Annotated in this window: 15 protein-coding genes; 6 read left to right on the forward strand and 9 right to left on the reverse strand. The window is 48.7% G+C overall.

What is annotated here, in order from left to right; genetic code table 11:
• Positions 1–359: 359 nt before the first annotated feature.
• The 3 genes from MKY82_RS27970 to MKY82_RS27980 are packed head-to-tail and all read left to right on the forward strand — an operon-like array spanning position 360 to position 3,310.
• Positions 360–1,562 (forward strand): glycine betaine/L-proline ABC transporter ATP-binding protein, encoded by a 1,203-nt coding sequence (locus tag MKY82_RS27970; protein ID WP_194544423.1) that lies wholly within the window; start codon positions 360–362, stop codon positions 1,560–1,562.
• Positions 1,555–2,388 (forward strand): proline/glycine betaine ABC transporter permease, encoded by an 834-nt coding sequence (locus MKY82_RS27975; RefSeq protein WP_113058970.1) that lies wholly within the window; start codon positions 1,555–1,557, stop codon positions 2,386–2,388. The genes MKY82_RS27970 and MKY82_RS27975 overlap by 8 nt, the downstream gene beginning before the upstream one ends.
• A 1-nt stretch (position 2,389) precedes the next feature.
• Positions 2,390–3,310 (forward strand): glycine betaine ABC transporter substrate-binding protein, encoded by a 921-nt coding sequence (locus MKY82_RS27980; RefSeq protein ID WP_220683977.1) that lies wholly within the window; start codon positions 2,390–2,392, stop codon positions 3,308–3,310.
• Positions 3,311–4,219: 909 nt separating this feature from the next.
• Here MKY82_RS27980 and MKY82_RS27985 read toward each other — a convergent pair.
• The 3 genes from MKY82_RS27985 to MKY82_RS27995 form a co-directional block, all read right to left on the reverse strand.
• The gene (locus tag MKY82_RS27985) at positions 4,220–4,951 is read right to left on the reverse strand and encodes a DUF6081 family protein (protein ID WP_127593381.1); all 732 of its coding nucleotides are present in this window, start codon (positions 4,949–4,951) and stop codon (positions 4,220–4,222) included.
• 17 nt (positions 4,952–4,968) lie between these two features.
• Positions 4,969–5,895 carry a prenyltransferase gene (locus tag MKY82_RS27990; protein ID WP_339294838.1) on the reverse strand — a complete coding sequence of 309 codons (927 nt, stop codon included), beginning with the start codon at positions 5,893–5,895 and terminating at the stop codon, positions 4,969–4,971.
• Between the two features lie 151 nt (positions 5,896–6,046).
• Positions 6,047–7,024 (reverse strand): LacI family DNA-binding transcriptional regulator, encoded by a 978-nt coding sequence (locus MKY82_RS27995; RefSeq protein ID WP_113061457.1) that lies wholly within the window; start codon positions 7,022–7,024, stop codon positions 6,047–6,049.
• A 494-nt stretch (positions 7,025–7,518) separates the two neighbouring features.
• On the opposite strand from MKY82_RS27995, the gene MKY82_RS28000 reads away from it, so the two are divergent.
• Positions 7,519–7,692, forward strand: a complete 174-nt coding sequence (locus MKY82_RS28000) for a hypothetical protein (RefSeq protein ID WP_181469942.1) — start codon at positions 7,519–7,521, stop codon at positions 7,690–7,692.
• A 168-nt stretch (positions 7,693–7,860) separates the two neighbouring features.
• Here MKY82_RS28000 and MKY82_RS28005 read toward each other — a convergent pair whose 3' ends face one another.
• The 5 genes from MKY82_RS28005 to MKY82_RS28025 form a co-directional block, all read right to left on the reverse strand.
• Entirely contained in the window at positions 7,861–8,691 is an 831-nt protein-coding gene (locus MKY82_RS28005) for a phosphoenolpyruvate hydrolase family protein (protein ID WP_220683974.1), read from the reverse strand.
• A 52-nt stretch (positions 8,692–8,743) separates the two neighbouring features.
• Entirely contained in the window at positions 8,744–9,955 is a 1,212-nt protein-coding gene (locus MKY82_RS28010; protein WP_339294839.1) for a Tm-1-like ATP-binding domain-containing protein, read from the reverse strand.
• A gap of 128 nt (positions 9,956–10,083) precedes the next feature.
• Positions 10,084–11,289: a phosphoenolpyruvate hydrolase family protein gene (locus MKY82_RS28015; RefSeq protein ID WP_220683972.1), complete on the reverse strand. Its 1,206-nt coding sequence runs from the start codon at positions 11,287–11,289 to the stop codon at positions 10,084–10,086.
• 69 nt (positions 11,290–11,358) lie between these two features.
• Entirely contained in the window at positions 11,359–11,994 is a 636-nt protein-coding gene (locus MKY82_RS28020; protein WP_194544945.1) for a pyridoxamine 5'-phosphate oxidase family protein, read from the reverse strand.
• A gap of 136 nt (positions 11,995–12,130) precedes the next feature.
• Complete coding sequence (locus tag MKY82_RS28025; protein WP_220683971.1) at positions 12,131–12,943, reverse strand: undecaprenyl-diphosphate phosphatase; 813 nt, start codon at positions 12,941–12,943, stop codon at positions 12,131–12,133.
• Between the two features lie 488 nt (positions 12,944–13,431).
• On the opposite strand from MKY82_RS28025, the gene MKY82_RS28030 reads away from it, so the two are divergent.
• A complete protein-coding gene (locus MKY82_RS28030; RefSeq protein ID WP_339294840.1) occupies positions 13,432–14,592 on the forward strand; it encodes a hypothetical protein in 1,161 nt (386 codons plus the stop codon).
• 74 nt (positions 14,593–14,666) lie between these two features.
• On the opposite strand, the gene MKY82_RS28035 is transcribed toward MKY82_RS28030, so the two are convergent.
• Complete coding sequence (locus tag MKY82_RS28035) at positions 14,667–14,831, reverse strand: sporulation protein Cse60 (RefSeq protein ID WP_194544434.1); 165 nt, start codon at positions 14,829–14,831, stop codon at positions 14,667–14,669.
• 217 nt (positions 14,832–15,048) lie between these two features.
• On the opposite strand from MKY82_RS28035, the gene MKY82_RS28040 reads away from it, so the two are divergent.
• The gene (locus MKY82_RS28040; RefSeq protein WP_220683969.1) at positions 15,049–15,732 is read left to right on the forward strand and encodes a hypothetical protein; all 684 of its coding nucleotides are present in this window, start codon (positions 15,049–15,051) and stop codon (positions 15,730–15,732) included.
• The last annotated feature ends 151 nt before the right edge of the window (positions 15,733–15,883 follow it).

The following is a 15,883-nucleotide window of genomic DNA, read 5'->3' on the forward strand; positions in this document are numbered from 1 at the left end:
TCTTTCTGTAGCCATCCAAGAAGTCATGTCAATATAACAAAACTAGGTGGACTCGAAGTGTAGTGTGAACGTTCTCCATGAAATCTAAACAAGCCCCGATCCACACACATTCTCTGATCTATTGTAGGGAAAGCTATTTTAAAAGTAAAGAAGATCGCTCTAGAGGATATTGGAGCATATGGGAGCATTTCAAAGGATAACTTTGTACAGTTTTTACTGTACGTTCTTTATGTACGGATATAACGTTTGATACTTTACGTATCGGTTGTTACAATGGGTGACATGGGTTTACGAGACGACAGGAATAAGAAGACTCGGTCAAATGGACGCGTCTCTATACAATAAAAGGAGGAGTACTTTTGGCTATTCTGCAAGTTAACAAAGTCAGCAAGTTGTTCGGCGCGAATCCGGAACAAGGGATTCAATTGCTGGAGCAAGGCTGGAGTAAAGCGCGAATTGCGAAAGAGAAGAACATAACGGTTGGCGTTAACCGTGTCAGCTTCGATATTCACGAAGGCGAGATTTTTGTCATCATGGGGCTGTCAGGCAGCGGTAAATCTACATTGGTCCGTTTGCTAAATCGGTTGATTGAACCAACATCGGGCGAAATATTGATCCACGGCAAAGATCTCCGAAAAATGAACAAGGAACAGCTGCGTGAAGTACGACGCAAAAAAATCAGCATGGTGTTCCAGAAATTCGCCTTGTTCCCTCATCGTTCGGTTGTAGAGAATGTGGAGTACGGATTGGAAATTCAAAAGGTACACAAAAGCAAGCGGCACGAAGCAGCCATGAAGTCGCTTGAGCTTGTAGGCTTGAAGGGCTGGGAGGAAAAGATGCCCGATCAGCTTAGCGGCGGCATGCAGCAGCGTGTCGGGCTAGCCCGCGCACTCGCTAATGATCCCGAGATTCTGCTAATGGATGAGGCCTTCAGCGCACTGGATCCGCTCATTCGCAGAGATATGCAGGACGAATTGATCGAGCTCCAGGATAAAATGAAAAAAACCATCGTGTTCATCACGCATGACCTGGACGAAGCTCTTCGAATCGGCGACCGCATTGCCTTGATGAAGGACGGTTCGATCGTGCAGATCGGAACGCCGGAAGAAATCTTGACCCAGCCTGCCAACGATTACGTTGAGCGGTTCGTGGAAGATGTGGATCTGTCCAAGGTGCTTACCGCTTCACGCGTTATGCGCCGTCCGGAGACCATTACGATGGATCGTGGACCTCGCGTTGCGCTGGAGCTTATGCGTGAACGGGGAATCTCGAACCTGTTCGTCATCGACCGTTCCAAGAAGCTGCTTGGCGTCATTACGGCCGAAGATGCTTCGGATGCCATGAAAAATAACCGTAAGCTTGCGGATATACTCATCACGGATGGCCCGAGTGTTGGACCCGATACATTGCTAAATGAATTGTTTGAAATTACGAGCATGGCTAAAGTACCGTTGGCCGTTGTGGATGAGAATGGCCGATTGATGGGCGTTATCGTCCGCGGTGCTGTACTTGGTGCCCTGGCCGGAGAAAGCAAAAGCGAGGAGGTGACGCAAGATGCCTAAGATCCCTCTCGCAAGCTGGGTTGATTCCTTGGTCGAATGGATGGGAGACGTCTTCTCCGGATTCTTTGACGCCATCTCCTTCATCATCGAAAACATCGTGCAGCTGTTTACGGATTTGTTCATGCTGCCTCATCCGTATCTGTTCATTGTCATCCTGGCCGTCATTGCCTACCTATTAGGCCGTCTGCCGTTGACTTTGTTCACAGCCATCGGTTTTCTGCTCATCGATAACTTGGGTTACTGGTCACAGACCATGAGCACGCTCAGCCTGGTTATCACAGCAGCCTTAATCTCCGTTATACTGGGTGTTCCGCTGGGTATATGGGCGGCCTACAGCAAGTCGGCATCCCGCGTGATCATACCGGTTCTTGATTTTATGCAAACTATGCCGGCATTTGTGTACTTGCTCCCTGCCGTTACATTCTTCAGCTTGGGCGTGGTTCCCGGGGTTATCGCTTCGGTTATTTTCGCCATACCGCCAACGATTCGCTTGACCCGTCTTGGCATTATGCAAGTATCCGGTGAACTGACGGAGGCTGCAGATGCATTCGGTTCGACTTCCGGACAAAAATTGTTCAAGGTTCAGCTTCCGCTGGCCATGCCAACCTTGATGGCCGGCATTAACCAGACCATCATGCTGTCCTTGTCGATGGTCGTCATCGCTTCGATGATCGGTGCCCAAGGTATCGGTGCCGAGGTCTACCGGGCCGTAACGCAGCTGCAAATTGGTAAAGGTTTTGAAGCTGGCTTGGCTGTCGTCATTTTGGCGATTGTCCTTGACCGCTTTACACAAAATATATTTAAAACGAAAAAAAGGGGTGCTTAATTTGAAGAAACAGAAGTTTTGGTTGCTGCTCAGCTTGGCTGCTATTCTGGTTCTGTCTGCTTGCGGACAGGGCGGAAATGGCGGAACGGATGGAACGACGGACAAAGGGGCTGAAGGCGGTTCAACTGCTTCCCTCGGTGAACAAGTGAAACATGAAATCATCGGTATTGATCCAGGTGCAGGCATTATGAAGGCGACCGCAGCGGCTATTGAGGAATATGGATTGACCGACTGGAAACTGGTCGAAGGCTCCGGAGCTGCCATGACGGCAACCCTTAACAAAGCCATTAAGAATGAGGATCCGATCATTATTACCGGTTGGACTCCGCACTGGATGTTCTCCAAGTATGACCTGAAGTATCTGGAAGATCCGAAGAAAGTATTCGGTGAAGCGGAAGAGATTCACACCGTTGTCCGTCTTGGACTGAAAGAAGATCATCCGGACGCTTACAAGTTCCTAAGCAATTTCAAATGGACGTCCGACGATATGGGTCAGATTATGACGGCGATTCAAGAAGGCCAAGACCCTGAAGCTGCCGCGAAGGAATGGGCAGACAACAATGCGGAGAAAGTCGACGCCTGGCTCGAAGGCGTTCAACCCGTTGACGGCAAAACCTTCAAATTCAGTTATGTCGCTTGGGATTCCGAGATCGCCAGCACCAATCTGCTGAAAGTGATCATGGAAGACAAGCTCGGATACAAAGTTGAGGCGCTTCAAGTCGAAGCAGGCCCAATGTGGACCGGCGTTGCCAACGGCGACGTGGATGCAACCGTAGCAGCATGGCTTCCGTTGACGCATGCAGACTACTGGGATAAGTTCAAGGACCAAGTCGAAGACCTTGGCGCTAACATGGAAGGCGTGAAAACCGGCCTGGTGGTTCCGTCTTACGTGGAAGCAAATTCAATTGAAGATTTGAAGTAACGATGAAAGCCATCCCATGGTTTGTGGGATGGCTTTCTTTTTTTGGTGGTCAAGATTAGTCGGCCTGTTCTGGGAGGATGTATCCGTTCCGGTCGCTGTTGAAACCAGGAAAACGGGATGATATTCTTGCGGTATTTTCCCGGTTTCAAAGGCGAACGCCAGGTCTCCTCCACGCATACATCCTCTTTTCCTAAGTACGGCCTCCAATCTTTCCACCCACCAAAAGAGAGCCATCCCTATCGTCTGGGATGGCTTTTTTGGGGGCTGGGCGCGGGAGGGGCTAAGCTGACCACTGCTAAACGGTCAGCTGCCTGATTCTTGCCAGCTCCGCTTGAGAGTCTGACCTCTTCTACACGGTCAGACTCATTTACTGCCGGACATGCTGTGAATCCTCTGGACTCACAGGCTTGTCGGCTCGGGTTGAGAGTCTGACCTCTTCTACACGGTCAGACTCATTTACTGCCGGACATGCTGTGAATCCTCTGGACTCACAGGCTTGTCGGCTCGGGTCGATAGTCTGACCTGTTCTACACGGGTCAGACTCATTTACTGCCGGGCATGCTGTGAATCCTCTGGACTCACAGGCTTGCCAGCTCCGCTTGAGAGTCTGACCTCTTCTACACGGTCAGACTCATTTACTGCCGGACATGCTGTGAATTCTCTTAGGACTCACAGGCTTGTCGGCTCGGGTCGATAGTCTGACCTGTTCTACACGGGTCAGACTCATTTACTGCCGGGCATGCTGTGAATCCTCTGGACTCCCAGGCTTGCTCGGCTAGCTCCTTGGCCTGTCGGAGGCTTGCAGCTTTCCCCGATACGGCTTCTACGAGCACTGCTTCGGCTCGTCCCTCGCTCACAAAAAAGATCATGCCCACAGATGGGCATGATCTTTTTTGTACCATATAAGCACTACTCTTTTATCGTTACCGTCACGGGAGAGTATTCGGCAATGACGGTTTGCCCATGCACGGATACGCTGCCCTGTGGCGTAAGGTCTTTTTCGGTCATGATGCCCAAAGCGATGGTGAACTTATTAAACTTGATCGGGATGTTTTTCTCCCGGCGGATCTCTTCGCCGTTCACGTAGAAGATCGCTTCGTCCTCGGCACGGTTATACGTAATTTTGTACGTGTTGAATTCCCGCGGTGTAAAATGCGTATCTTCCTCTTTGAAAATGCAGAAGTAACGGGTCTTGTCCGATTCCGGCACCTGCACGCCCGGGAACGGCAGGACGGCATACACGCTGGCATACTTGTCGTTCGAAGCAAAAAAGTCCAGGGCTGCACCCGTGCTGAAATCAAGCAGATTCAACGATACGTAGCCGTCGTACAAGTCGCCGGGAACCGTACCCTGGGTGCGTGCCCGAATTTGCAGCTCGAACGTGACTTCACCGGATTCCGGTACCTCCACCTCTTCGTTGGAATAATACATATGCTTGGCATTATCGAGAATTTGGATTTGATCATTCTGGCGGCTGAGCGGTGCCCGCACGTACAGGATTCCGTTGCGGACGATCACGACTGCATTCGGCTCGCGATATTCCCAGAATGAACCGTCCGGCAGCGGAAAACCGCCGATCTTCCAAGTCCCGGTCTCGGACAGGATAGAGTGAAAATCACCAAAAACGCGTTGTTGTTCCATCTAATTCCCCTTCTTCCTTACAAAGTCTGAATGATTCCTTGAATGATCAATGACAGGATCAGCACGCCGCCGCAGCGCATGGTGGTCATCGTTGACGCACCCATCAGCGGTAAATACGCTTCGGAACGGTTGTTGTCCTTCAGTCTTCCATAGACAAGATACAACGGAATCAGCGTAAGCAGTGCAATCAATGCGTACGGCGGGAGCGCCCCGGCCAATACGCAGGCTATCAAAGACAAGCAGGCCAGCAGCAGCAGAACTCTCGAGAAGCTCAACGCTCTTTTTTCACCCCATACCACTACCAGGGTCTTCTTCCCGGCCTGACGATCCGCCTGCCAATGCAAAAAGTGATGATTAAACAAAATCAGCGTTGTCAGCAGCCCAATGGGCAGTGACAGCAGCAGCGCCCGAACATCCATATGTGAGGTTTGAACGTAGTATGCGCCCATCACCGGTAAAATACCAAAGGATAGCAAAATCGCAAGCTCGCTGAAACCCTTGCCGCGGTATCCGAATTGAATCGGCGGTGCGACATAGAAATAAGCGATCAGCCCGCCGAGTCCGCCAAAGATGAAGGCCCACCAACCGCTGATCAAACTAAGGATAATGCCGCTCAGCGCCGCAATCCCGAACAGCGTCCAGGTAACGATCTCGAATTTACGGAGCGACCAGACGCCCTTCGTAAGAAAACCGGAGTTCGTGGAGATCGCATCTACATGCTCCTGCGCTTCCGTGTCCGTTCCGTTCTTATAATCCCACAAATCATTCACCATATTGGAGAACAAATGGGCAGCGCCGCTCCCGATCAAGGTCAATAAAAAGAGGCCGATATGAAATTCACCCGTCCATACATAAGCCCCGAGTGCTCCTAAAGCAACCGGAATCAGCATAACGGGAATCACTTTGATTCGGGAAGCTTTTTTAAACTGTTCAAGGGCATCCACTTGGTTATGCTCCTTTCCTTCTACAATACAGAATAGAACGCCTGCAGGCAGCTGCAGACGTTAACGTTGTGAAACATGGAACTTGCATAAATAAGAATATCATAATTGTCGAACTTTGTAATCCGTTTGTTAGAACTTGGCTACGGAGCCATTATACCGATGAACGTTCGATCAGCTCGAAGGCAAGCTCCTTGCGAATCGGCTCTTTCCGCTCCCCTTGAATATGCGCATACAGCATCTTGAAGGCCTCCGAACCCATATCAAAGAGTCGGTTATCAATCGTGGTGAGACCCAGCATTTTTCCGATCGGTTGGTTATCGAAGCCAATGACAGCGAGCTCTTGCGGAATGGACAGTCCTCTCTTCTCGGCTTCATAAATCAAACCCGCGGCCACATGGTCACCCGTTACCAATAAACTACTTGGACGTTCCTCCATAGCGGACAGCCGATCCATGATTGCCGCACCGTCTTCCAGATCGATACAGCCATCCAAAATCCATTCCTGGCGGTAAGGCTCTCCGATCTCTTTAAGGACTTCTTTATATGCCACTTGGCGTGCTCTCGTGCTCGGACTGTCCAGTCTTCCCACCGTGAAGCCGATGCGTCGATGCCCCCGCTTTATCAAAAATTGCATGGCACTGCGAAATGCCTCAGCATGGTTTATATATATAGAAGAAAATAATCGTTCACCCGCATCCTGACAGCATACAATCGGTCCATAAGCACAATAGGCCTCGATCTGTTTCGGAGTTACGGCTGATGATAAAATAATAATGCCGTCAATCTCACGGTTACGCAGCATCTCCAGCACTTCCACTTCCTTATCCGGGGCATACCCGGTTTGGCACAGGATTAGGCGATAGCTAGCGGCAAGCGCTTCTTGGCCGGCTCCCTCCATCAGCAAGGAGAAGTAGGCATGATTAATAAACGGCAGCATGATAGCAATACTCATCGTTTTCCCTGTAATCAGATGAACCGCGTTCATATTCCGGGCGTATTTCAACTGTTTCATGGTCTCCAACACGCGTGTCCGCTTATCTTCCTTGACATAGGGATGATTGTTCAGCACCCGGGATACCGTTGACACCGATACGCCTGCCAGCTTGGCAATCTCTTTAATGTTAGCCACAATCCATCAAGCCCCCTCATCCACCGGTTCCTTCCTGATACTATCATGTTTGCTTTCCCTATTCAAAGGGAGGCATTCCGGGAGTAAAGAGCGGATACATTCGAGTGCACACAATACCCACGCATTGCTTTTTTTTTAATACGATTACACAATATCACCCCTATGGAGGTATCGGCATGTCAAAACTGTTCAAGACACTGGGAGCTATATGGCTAGCCTGGCGATCAGAAACCACCCCTTGGAAATTCCAGGGCTAATCTCAGCGCACTGAAGGGCTATAAGATGAATGCAAAAGATGAACAACGATAAAAAGAAGTCTTGATCTGGTATGCTTTTCATACTTTACACTGAGGTTGGGTGGAAACCTTCATTCATTGTCAGCGTGACCGGCAAGGGCGTGATGGCAAGGGCAAGGCTTCTGCCTTTTTATCATGATTCGTGAAACTTGGATCTTGTCCATTACGTTATCCTTGTATTAAGGAGCTGATGGAAAAATGGAGACGTTCGGCAGAGGCTGCCTGTACATTATAATGGGTATGGTTGGATTGTTGCTGCTTGCCATTCTATTGGGGACGACGATTACGATCCCTTGGTTCATCTTCATTCCGCTTATCATTATTGCCTTTGCTATAGCTGCATCCAAGAGTAAGCACAAGGATGATGATTAAGCGAACCAGCGGATAAGCCGCAGGATGCTAGAGAGGTTGCTGTTCGTTGTTTTCGGACCCATATACGAGTTTAGACCATCTTCTCTAGCCACTGTACATGAAAAAGACTCCCTTCATGGGAGCCTTTTTTCTTTCCTTATGATTCCGATCATTCTTTTTCTTATCATTTTATTTGGAGATATTCTTAAATGCCTCTGTCTGCTGCTTAATGCCAACCTCTGTGGCAAAACGCTCGATACTGGAGGCTCCGAAGAATCCCTCAACGCCCTTGGTTCTGGACAATACATACGCCGCATCTTCAGGTTCTGCAATCGGACCGCCATGGCACAGAATCATAATGTCCGGGTTGACGGCTTTACCCGCATCACAGATCGCTTGAATCTTGTCCACGCAATCGTCGAGCGTCAGTGCCGTTTTCGCGCCTATGGTACCTTTGGTGGTAAGTCCCATATGGGCAACCAGAATATCGGCTCCGGCTTCGGCCATCTTCTTCGCTTGATCGACATCAAACACATATGGGGTGGTCACCATACCCAGCTCATGAGCCTTCCGGATCATCTCAACCTCAAGATCATAACCCATGCCCGTCTCTTCCAGATTCGCCCGGAATACGCCGTCAATCAAGCCCACCGTCGGAAAGTTCTGCACGCCCGCAAAGCCTTGCTCCTGAAGCTGCTTCAGAAAAATATCCATGATCCGGAACGGGTCCGTGCCGCAAACCCCCGCCAATACCGGCGTATGCTTAACGACCGGCAGCACCTCATTCCCCATGTCCACCACGATCTGATTCGCATCCCCGTACGCCATCAATCCTGCGAGCGAGCCGCGCCCCGCCATCCGGTAACGGCCCGAGTTATAAATAATGATCAAGTCTACGCCGCCGGCTTCGGCGCTCTTGGCCGAAATCCCTGTTCCTGCTCCCGCTCCCAATAACACCTTACCCGCTGCTACCTCTGATTTTAATTTTGCTAATACTTCTGTTCTTGTTTGCATGGCCATGATATATGTTCCTCCTTCAGTATGAATACTTGGTGCGTTTGGCTTCCCCTTCTCACTGCCGTTTCATCAGCTCCATCAGCTTATCGGCTGCAGCCACGGCAAAAGCTTGGTCATTAATGTCCGTATTCATCTCGATCAACTCAACGTTCTTACGATCTATGCGTTGTCTTAAAGTATCAAACAGCATCTTATCCTCTTCAGGTCCATGGAATGCTTCCCCTTCTACATCGAGCATCGATACGCCCTTCAAAGGGAGCATCAGCACCGTAGGCCCTTGCGAACCATTCAGCTTCTCTGCAATCTTCTCGCCAAGCTGTCGGTTCTCCCCAACCGTGGTCCGCATCAACGTAACCGAGGGGTTATGCTTGTACAGATTCCGTTCCCGGAATATCTCCGGCACGGTCTCATATGGACCGAAATTGACCATATCCAGCGCTCCGGTCGATACAACCTGCGGTACCTTGCAGCGACCGGCTGCTTCCAGCCGATGCGGACCAGCCGCCAAAACGCCGCCCACCAGCTCATCGCACCATTCCGTTGTCGTCAAATCCAGCACACCGTCTATATATCCGGCCTCAATAAGGCTTTCCATCGTTTGTCCGCCCGTACCTGTTGCGTGAAATACAAGCACTTCGTAACCATGCAGCTCCAGATGCGCCCTGGCATAATCGATGCAAGGCGTCGTGACTCCAAACATCGTCGCTGCAACCAGCGGCTTTTTATCCACCGGGGGCGCCGATTCGAACTGAACCATACCGGCGATCGCATGTGCCGCGTTCGTGAATATTTTGGTGGAAAACGAGTTCAGTCCGGATACATCCACGATGGACGGGAACATGATAATATCACTTGTCCCCACATAAGGCGCTGTATTGCCGGATGCGACCGTGGACACCATCAGTTTCGGAACGCCGATCGGCAATGCCCTCATGCCTGCTGTGACGATCGAAGTACCTCCCGTACCGCCGAATGACAGCATGGCGTCGAATTTGCCCTCTGCATACAGCCTCGGTACGATTTTTCCCATCCCTTGAGCCAACGCTTCAGTCCCTGCCGCCCGGTCCTTCCGGGCCGCGATCTCGCGTATATCTACTCCAGCTTCCGCTGCAACCTCGACGTTGGATACATCCGGCTTGAACAACGGTTCAAACACACCGCTATGGATCGTAAACGTCTTTAGCCCCAAGCTCTCGATGACGGATTTAACGTATGAAAACTCAGCACCCTTCGAATCAAATGTCCCCGCAATAGCTACCGTCTTCACCGTGCAGACCTCCTCCATATCTCATCTAAAGGATCGCTTGCACTCGTCCTGACAGGTCCGGCATTGGATCCCTACAAGACCATAATACAGCGCTTTCAAATAAAAAAGATCGTATCGATGTACGATCTTTATGTATATTTGTCTTTCAAATGCTGACGGTAGGATTGAGGAGAAGTTCCCGCGTATTTCTTGAAGGTTTTGCTGAAATGAACATAGTCAGGGTAGCCTACCAATTCGGCTATTCTGCCCAGTGACAGCCTGCTGTGCTTCATGATTTCCTGCGATTTGTGAATCCTGTACTTGGCTATATATTCCGGAAAGCTGCACCCCACTTCCCTGTTAAAAAGCGCGCTCAGATGCGTTCGTGAAACATGAATTCGCTTTGCCAGCTCGGTCATTGAAATCGGGCCCCCGTAATTCTCGGCAACATAATCCTTCACAAATGCAACATAATCCATCGGCTCTTCGAGCCCCGAGAGCTTCTCCATCAGCTGCCGATCCTGCTCCAGATGGCCCGTTGCCTTAAAACGATGTGTTGCATCCACGATGGCCTCCTCCGTCGGTGTTCGTTCAAAGCTCGAACCGCCCACGTAACCCATGGCTGATGTGTTGTCATACATATATTGAACATCGATCGGCGTATGGACCGGGCCGCCATACACCAGCTTGATCGGCCGCCTGCCCGAAGCGTCACATACTTCAAATATGTCTCTGGCGATTTCCGCCCCCTTCTCCAGCGACCATGCTTTCGTGGTGCCCATCAACCCGCCCGCCGTGACCCCCAAATGGGCGCAGATGATATCAGCTCCCGCATCCAGCATCCACTTCGTCTGCTCCGGAGTAAAAACAAAGGCCATCGTAAACATATCTTGCTCATGAGCAGCCAGGATAGCCTCCACCTCCTGCATATAGGTAATGCCTTCTTCCTCCAAGGCTTCACGGAACTGTCCATCAATCAGTCCCAGAGTCGGATAGTTGATAATGCCAGCAAAACCGCTGCCGCGGATGTATTTCAAGTAATCAGGGAGTTGAATGGTTGGATCTGTGCCGCATAGGCCGAAGATTACCGGTATGTCACGGACTACCGAAAGAATCTCCCGCGAGCCGAATTCCATCACCATTTCATTGCAGTTCGCATAGGGCATGAAACCCGCCAGGGAGCCGAGTCCCATCTGCCGAAAACGACCCGAGTTCAGGGCCAATATCAGATCAGCCCCGCCCTTAACCGCATATTTTGCCGAGATTCCTGCTCCTGCCGCGACGCCAATCAATCGCTCCTGCGTCTGTATTCCTTTATGTAATCGGTCTAAAATTTGTTCTCTGGTCGTTTTCAAAGCTATTGGTCCCCTTTCTTCAATCTGACCGTCATATCTCATCGTCGCTAAACTTATTATAAATGAATATCAATAGAGACGCTTGTTGTAACTATCCTGTAATCCCCGAATAACCGACTCCTCCGTCACACTATCTTGATTCACATGATCCGTAATGATCTTGGACGGATTCGGCAGCTGTTCGCCTGATATCCAGGAATCGGGATTCCATGCTTGCGAGCGTATGAAGGCTTTTGCACAGTGCATATAGCATTCCTCAACCGAGACCCCAATGCCAAGCCATGGCCGTTTGCCTTGCACGCTAAGCCGATCCAGGATTTCTTCATCCCTTACCAAGACGGCACTGCCGTTAACACGCAGGGTCTCCTTCAAACCCGGTATGACAAACACGATGCCGACCCTCGGGTTGGTCAGGATATTTCGCAGCGAATCAAAGCGTCGATTTCCCGGCCGTTCCGGAATAACCAAACAGGATTCATCCATCACATGCACAAACCCCGGTGCATCTCCCCTGGGCGAAGCATCGCAGTAACCGGATGCGTCCGAAGTAGCCATAAATAGCAGCGGACTCTTGGCAATGAAGTCTTTGCAGTGATGATCCAATCGATCAATCGCTTTATGTTTGACCACGTGATTAGACTCGCCGAACAGGTCCCGAAGCTCCTCCTCCGCTGTAATGATGGACTGAAATGGAACTGTTGTCATCATAATCACCCTCCTTTTAGTTACCCCTCAAACCTTCTTCTTATATCCAATCAGATTCTGACTCTTGTCCTCTCCCATCATATGAAAAGAAGCCCCCCGCAAGTTCCAAGAACCTGTGGGAAGCCATACTCCATTCTTATAAGAAGACAAGCAGCAAAATACCGACGACAAAGCAATAATAGGCGAAATATTTCAGGTTTCCGCGCGCCATGATATTCATGAGCCATTTCATCGCAACATAGGTACAGATCAGTGTAGCAATGAACGCGATCAGATAAGGAATTAGCAGCGAAGAAAAGTCGGGATCCGATGTGATATCCGACACACCCAGCACCATACCGCCGAAGCTTATAGGGATATAGAGCATAAAGGAAAACCGAAGCGCTGTCTCCTGCTTCATCCCTACAGCGATCGACGTAATAACGGTTGAGCCGGATCGGCTAATACCCGGGATCAGCGCAACAGCCTGGGCCAAACCTACGATAAGCGCGTCCTTGAATGACAGGTCATTGTCCAGCTTGCGGCCGCGAAGATTCCTTATCAGCCAAAGGGCGACTCCCGTGAACAACAGCGCAATACCAACCGTATGTACAGAAGCAAATATTTCTTCGATCTGATCTTTGAACAACAGACCAATAATGACAGCCGGAATCGTACCTACAACAATATACAGAATGAACAAGAAGTCGGATTTATACTCCGGTTTTCGTGTCCGTAAATAATTTAGGCCGTTCACGATCAGTCTCTGCAAATCCTTGCGATAGATAAACGCAATCGCAATCAACGAGGCCGCATTGGTTAGCATTTCGAATGACAGCCCATTCTGCTCCATGCCCATGAGTCTCTGGGCGACAATCAAATGACCGCTGGAGGATACCGGAATCGGCTCCGTAACCCCCTGCACAATACCCAGCAGCAAGTACTTCAACCACATGATGAAATCTTCCATAACTCTCCTACTCTCTTTACAACATTTGTATGGCTTAAAAAAATACTAGTCTATCATATCCCAAAAAAATAGCAACAATCAAACCACGAGCGGGTCAAAAAGGTATGTAAACAAGAGAAGCCCCTCTAACCACGGAATTAGAGGGGCTCCTAATCTATTGTTAAGAGGTGATTCCATCATATGATCTGCAGCTTAATGAAACCTTAAAGCTTCATTAGGGGGACATAAAAAAGTTGTAAGTACACCAGTGATCACTATGGTGAGACATGGAAAAGGCTACTGTTCACAGGTAATAGTTCTATTTTCCCATTAATTTCTATTATTCTACAATATCCGTACCTTTTCGCATTAAATATAGAAATATATACCTAGTTCTGATAGACTATTCTATAATATTCCTGTTTTAACAGGCTAACAACAAGCGGCGGAAAATTTCCGTGCAAGCAAATCCCCTAGCCGATAGGGACTTCAAGAAAAGAGAAGAAGAAATGAAAAGCCTGGCAAAATCCACCCTGTTCATCATGTTGTTATTGGTCATGCTAACTGCATGCAGTTCAGGGAAAGACACAACCGAAACTTCATCCGCCCCTTCACCATCCGAAAATGAAGCGGCAACAAACACGGCCTCTGAAAATACGGAGACGAATGAAGAACCTGACAAAACTCAAACATTTAAGGGAGAGAATTTCTCCTTTTCCTACCCTTCGACATGGAAGGATGCAGAGCTTAACGTCCCTCAAGTCGTCGCGGCATTCGTAAACCCCAATCCCCAAGGAGCTTTTGTTGATAATTTAAATGTCGTTATTGAGGAATCGTCTGCTACTCCCGAGGAAGCAGCTAATGTTGCCGTACAAGGTTTAACCAATGGAGATGGGGGACCATTAATACAAAATTTCAAAAAACTGAACTACATCGACGTTCCCGAAAAGGCGGCGGGAATCCTGGAATCGGAATACACTCATGGAGAGTCCAACGCCCAGGTCATACTGACTCAATATTTTGTCCCAAACGGCAATGCGCTTTATACGCTTTCCATTTCCTATTCCAAGACAGCCTACGATAATGGAGGAAAAGCAAGTGTCCAAAACATCATGGACTCGTTCGAAACCGTTAAAGTTAGTAATCAGATGGAAGACTCGAATGCTAACGCTGGCAGTAATGTCGAGGGATTAACCGAAGAAAACCTTTTCGCTGAAATCATGGCTTATGTGATCCCTATTGAAATTGAAGACGCAGCTCTAGACGAGCTCACCTATAACTATTTTGTTAAGCATTATGAGTTATTTCCAGCGCTTACACCCGAAGCTCAAAAGAGAGCGAAGGCAGAAGTCGATCCCAATATCACGTCTCGTCACCTCAACAAAAATCTGAGTCCCTACTTGGATCAGATGATCGAGGTAAGTGGATACGTTGTTGATATCGTTGAAGAGGAAATCGACGAGGGCATTACTCTTGCCGAAATACACATCGTAGATGATAACGATAACTCCATTATCGGTTTTTACGCCCACACTACCGGCGATATTCTGCAAGACGATTACGTCACGATGCGAGGAGTGCCGGCAACATTTTATTCATTTGAAAATGTAGGTGGAGGAACCACGAATTCCGTTCTTATCGGTGTGTCCACGATTGAGAAAACGGAATAGTTTGTTTCTTATAGATGCTCTATTATACGGTGATACCTGGACATAAAGAAAAGCACCTTTAGCGGTGCTTTTCTTTATTCTTTATAAATGACCAAAATATCGTACGTTCCGTCGGCAGACGAAAGCTTAACATCCTTGACATCATCAGGATGGATATTATGCAGGAACTCATTAACCTGTTCTTGCAAATCGTCCAGATTGGAATCGCTAAAGAGCTCGACTTTCAACGTTTTTAGCATGTAAGCACCCCCCACATCAAACTTCGACATAAAGTGGGTTTCCCCTGCTGGAGTTGAGTAAACCGGGCGTTTCATCCCTCTAAGATACACTGGCCATTTTAACGTCTGGTTTCTCATACACGGCTTATCAACACTTAAATTATGGTATATTGGTGGAGTCGTTGTTCGATTTTTAGAGGAATTATGATAAAAACATTTTTGGTGGTGGAACAGGATTATGCGAGTCAAACACAAACGAATCATTGGGATTACTGCCTTATTGATGTTACTTTCTACCATTCTCTTCTGCGCCATAATTTATATGATGGAACGACCTGGAGGATTATCGGATCGGCGTATGTCCCGCGCGCTGGGGCAAAAAGTTACCCTTCATATCCCACTCGGGAAAACCCCGGATAAAGCGGTTGAACGGTTTAGAGGTCCATCGTCGATGGAAGTCATTCACCGAGAACCTGTTAAAGGGGGCATCCTTTTATTTATGAGACGATATAATCAATCGGATAGCAGCAATCTTCAGGTAGAGTATGTGCGAAAAACATGGATGGGATGGAAGTGGGTTTGGGGCGGGGGATTCGGGATCAGTGAATCTCTACAATCAAAATCATCATTAAACTATATGAGCATGCCTAAACTAGATCATATCTCCACCCCCTTTCCCATGGTTTTTGGAGATATTCTGAATCCTTCGATCAAGAATGTAACTGTCAAGAGTCAGAATAATGGTACATATCAAGCTAAACTGGCGACCGTAGGCAATGAAAAAATGATCTGGTTCGTGTTTTTGCCATCGGCCATTTCCACACCTTTTGATATCGAGGGCTTTAATGAAGAAGGAGATCTCATCGCTCGCAAAACAATAACCGACCCGAGAGACAGCGGCTCGGTCCAATTTAGAAAATGATTTGAAGTTGTCTGAGACGCAATGTTTACCAACAAATTGACTTAGTAATAGAGGAGTTTGCGATTGTGGACGCACGGAGTTTAAATCAACGGCTTGATACATCAGTGTATCAAATCTTGATTAAACTCCTTGCATCCATTGGTACAGCTCA

It is taken from the genome of Paenibacillus sp. FSL W7-1279, assembly GCF_037969845.1.
Taxonomy (GTDB): domain Bacteria; phylum Bacillota; class Bacilli; order Paenibacillales; family Paenibacillaceae; genus Paenibacillus_AQ.

Coding starts and splice junctions, on each gene's coding strand:
- MKY82_RS28025 (WP_220683971.1), bottom strand. CDS start 12,943: ATGGAAGATTTCATCATGTGGTTGAAGTACTTGCTGCTGGGTATTGTG.
- MKY82_RS28005 (WP_220683974.1), bottom strand. CDS start 8,691: ATGGCCATGCAAACAAGAACAGAAGTATTAGCAAAATTAAAATCAGAG.
- MKY82_RS28035 (WP_194544434.1), bottom strand. CDS start 14,831: ATGCTAAAAACGTTGAAAGTCGAGCTCTTTAGCGATTCCAATCTGGAC.
- MKY82_RS28000 (WP_181469942.1), top strand. CDS start 7,519: ATGGAGACGTTCGGCAGAGGCTGCCTGTACATTATAATGGGTATGGTT.
- MKY82_RS28030 (WP_339294840.1), top strand. CDS start 13,432: ATGAAAAGCCTGGCAAAATCCACCCTGTTCATCATGTTGTTATTGGTC.
- MKY82_RS27975 (WP_113058970.1), top strand. CDS start 1,555: ATGCCTAAGATCCCTCTCGCAAGCTGGGTTGATTCCTTGGTCGAATGG.
- MKY82_RS28020 (WP_194544945.1), bottom strand. CDS start 11,994: ATGACAACAGTTCCATTTCAGTCCATCATTACAGCGGAGGAGGAGCTT.
- MKY82_RS27985 (WP_127593381.1), bottom strand. CDS start 4,951: ATGGAACAACAACGCGTTTTTGGTGATTTTCACTCTATCCTGTCCGAG.
- MKY82_RS28040 (WP_220683969.1), top strand. CDS start 15,049: ATGCGAGTCAAACACAAACGAATCATTGGGATTACTGCCTTATTGATG.